This is a genomic window from Providencia sp. JGM181 (genome assembly GCF_018257375.1).
GTDB classification, from domain to species: Bacteria; Pseudomonadota; Gammaproteobacteria; order Enterobacterales; family Enterobacteriaceae; genus Providencia; species Providencia lanzhouensis.
Genome location: NZ_JAERJY010000216.1, coordinates 1 through 3,551, shown reverse-complemented (window position 1 = coordinate 3,551; position 3,551 = coordinate 1). Strand labels below are relative to the sequence as shown.

The window sequence follows — 3,551 nt, the reverse complement described above, 5'->3', positions numbered from 1 at the left end:
CGATAATAAACCCTTGGCGCGAGACAATTTTTTGTTTAAAGTTTTCATCATCAATTAATACAACTGAACAATATTTATTCCATTTTTGACCAAAATAAATCATTCTCATCAAAAAGTAATCACCTGCTAATTCACGAATTCCGAGTTCTGAATGCATAAACCACGCTCTGGAATCATGGATTTGGTTGTCATAAAGGTCAATGACAAGTGCAACATCTGTTGTTTTGTTCTCATGGTTCAGAACAGGAAGAATTTTTTCAGTATAGAGTATTTGGGCATTTTCTTTTAAATACAAATACTCAGATTCAGGATCTAAATGCATGAGCCCATAAAATTCATCTTGCAATAGGCTATCAACAATTGTGATTATCCATTTACCTTGCAGCGAATGAAAGTCGTCAATGTCATTAAGGTTATCATCATATCGACGCCTAAAACTTAAAGCTGCATCCCATAACTGTCCTCGAGCATTTGTTGCATCATACAAAGGTGTGCCAATTAAAGGCTCCCCATTTTGATTCACTTTAGGTGGAACCCAATCAGGGTTATTCGCGAATTTATCTTCCTCTAATTTTCGGTTTTTTCTGATCATGTCTAAATTATCATTACACGCTTTTTCTTCATTTGAGAGTGCAATATCTATTTTCTTAGCAAAAAGCGGATCCCAGGGGGGAATATTGACATCGCTGTGTTGAGCCGCATGTTGGAAGAAGGTTTGATGTGTAATGTTGTGTGGATTCTGACGAGAACAGGCGAAGCGCGCAATACGCCAAGCTGTCATCCATACCATTTGCTCTTGAATAACATTTTCTAGTGAAAATAGGTTACATTGCGAAGGAGAATATAAGCCTTGTGAAACGGGGTTGGCTGAGTCTGTGATGGTTGTACGCCATGCGTTAAATCTATTAATAAGAATATTATCGAAATCGAACTCATCTTCTGTATCTGGTGTCATTTCTCTAAATGGTTGTTTTTCCATTACATTAGGTGCTAGTGATAGATTAGCTGATAATATTGACAGTGGCGCCCCCGCTTCAAAAGCAGCAGCATACATATCATGTAAAATAATTTGCGAAAGTAATTCACCGTCGGAATCCCGCGCTTTGCCTTGGTCACCTCGCGGGTAGCCCCCTCCAATATCAGAATGCATCCCTGGGTAGACGACTTCTATCGCATTTGTGGGATATGTACCATCAGGGTAGCGAATAGAATCAAGTGAAAAACACTGGCGCTGTTCATGTGCTGCAACAAAATGGCAGCAGCGCTTGACTAATCCAGAACGCGGGATTTCTTGGGTTCCCCCCGCCCAGCCATTGTGACCACTAAATCCAGGAACGAGATTGGCAATACCAACTGCGGGGACAGTATCACAAATGCCCATAAATTCTATCGAAACAGGAAGTTCTAATAATGTGCCTTTCGAAGATAAGGCGGAGGTAGATAAAATTTCATCTAACCAAGTCGCAAAGGTTCGGGCTTCGGCAGCACCACGAGAAAAGCCATAAACGAATAATTTAATGTTTAATAACTGGGGCTTAAAATAATAAACCTTATCCTTAAGTGGCGCTAATAGCGATTCTATTTGTTGTAAGCGGTCTAAACGTGCAGAAAATTTTCCTTGTTGAGCATCTTTATAATTTTTCACTGTTTGCTTACTTGGCATACCTGGTCTAATGGTTATTGCATCCATGACGGCACTGGTATGTGCTATCATGGCTTTGTCTGAATCCATGTTTTTTACTGCGGTTTTCATGGTACCATTAGGAATAAAGCTTTGCGTTAATGTATGTTGTAGGGCATTACAAATTTGTATAAGCGCCCAATTAATTCTGGATTCCCCTCCCGTTGCATATTTAAGGCCATCAGCATAATAGTCATAGGTTCCTATTTCGGGGAAAGGTGTGCCGACTCCAGGCATATAAAAGGAATAAAAACCCTGCTCATTTGCTTCTGTGTTTTGTGGTGTCGTAGCATGAAATAATTTTGCAATATTAGTGGGATGAGCAGGTGTGGCAATATTGGTATCATAAGGCTCATTGTTATTGGTTCCATCAAAAAATAGACTGATATGAAGGCTTTTACAACATCGGTCCTGCTGTAACTGAGTGGCTTGTCGCTGATATAGGCGTTCTTTCGCAACAATTTTTTTGTAATTGGCTTCAATTTGTTTAGGCGTGAGTACGAGCCTTCCTTGCTCTGGAAATTCGGGTGGCACCCAACATGGGGCACCACACTCAACTTTATTCCAACCAGTTATTGCGGGCATGATTGATTCTCCTGTTGATTTATGAGGGCGTTGAATGGATGGTCGGGGTGTTCTATTCCCATGCAGGTTGCGGTAACTTTGACTTGATTGCAGGCAAAAAAATGCACTTGTAACCCGCAAGAGTCACCGTATTCAGGGACCTCAACGATGGCACTGTATTGACGATAATTGGCTTTGTGTTTTTTCATGAAAGTCTTAAATTCATCTGTGCCTAATGGAGGTAGTTTTGCTTTAGGGTTAGGATCGATTTCCCATTCCACTCGAACTTGCATACCCGGCTGCCATTTTTCAGGCAGCATAATGCAACAAGTAAAGCCCCCAACACGACCATAGTAGCCATTGACAGAAAATTTATTGACGGCAATATTTTTATATTGATGGTTGTACCCTAGGAGATTAGCCCCCACATAGTTGACTTTTTCAGGCTTGGGTGGCGTTTTATTGTCGTTAGGTTTTGTGTCTGGAGAGCAGGCTGTTAACAGGACAATCGCCAGCAAGCACATCATTTTTTTCAGTTTATGCGTCATTATTAAGCCCCCCTATGAACTGGGCTCGCGTTCTTCCAAAGAGTTATTGCGGACATGATTGATTCTCCTGTTGATTCATGAGAGCTTTGAATGGGTGGTTGGGGTGTTCTATTCCCATGCAGGTTGCGGTAACTTTGACTTGATTGCAGGCAAAAAAATGTACTTGTAACCCACAAGAGTCACCGTATTCAGGGACCTCAACGATAGCACTGTATTGGCGATAATTGGTCTCGTGTTTTTTCATCCAATTATCAAAGTTTGGGTCGTTAAAACGGGGGATATCTTTAGAATATGGGGAGGGGTCTATTTCCCATTCCACTCGAACTTGCATACCCGGCTGCCATTTTTCAGGCAGCATAATGCAACAAGTAAAACCCCCAACACGACCGTAGTAGCCATTGACAGAAAATTTGTTCACCGCGATCTCCTTAATATGAACATACCCTAGGAGATTAGCCGCGACATAGTTAACTTTTTCGGGCTTGGGTGGCGTCTTATTGTCATTAGGTTTTGTGTCTGGAGAGCAGGCGGTTAATACAATAATAGAGCATACGAATATCAATTTAGATATATTTAGCATTCATAAATACCTTTTTTAGTGGTGGGTTAATGCCATTTAATTCAAAAATTGTGGATGATACTTATTAATATAACTTTCGAAATCTCCGAGGTATTCACTGTTGTTTGCTTCAATAGCTAATGCATAAATGTCAGAAAAAATATCTTCAGCGTTTTTATTTTCAGTAATAGATAAATTG

The 3,551-nt window shown here is 40.5% G+C and carries 3 protein-coding genes; all 3 read right to left on the bottom strand.

The window, feature by feature from the left end; all coding sequences use genetic code 11:
* Window positions 1-2,266: T6SS phospholipase effector Tle1-like catalytic domain-containing protein (locus JK188_RS16775; RefSeq protein ID WP_211888680.1), on the bottom strand; the 2,266-nt coding region annotated here is incomplete at its 3' end.
* Window positions 2,254-2,793 (bottom strand): DUF3304 domain-containing protein, encoded by a 540-nt coding sequence (locus JK188_RS16770; RefSeq protein WP_211885989.1) that lies wholly within the window; start codon window positions 2,791-2,793, stop codon window positions 2,254-2,256. The genes JK188_RS16770 and JK188_RS16775, both read right to left, overlap by 13 nt.
* Before the next feature lie 43 nt (window positions 2,794-2,836).
* Complete coding sequence (locus tag JK188_RS16765; RefSeq protein WP_272533545.1) at window positions 2,837-3,211, bottom strand: DUF3304 domain-containing protein; 375 nt, start codon at window positions 3,209-3,211, stop codon at window positions 2,837-2,839.
* Between the last annotated feature and the right edge of the window lie 340 nt (window positions 3,212-3,551).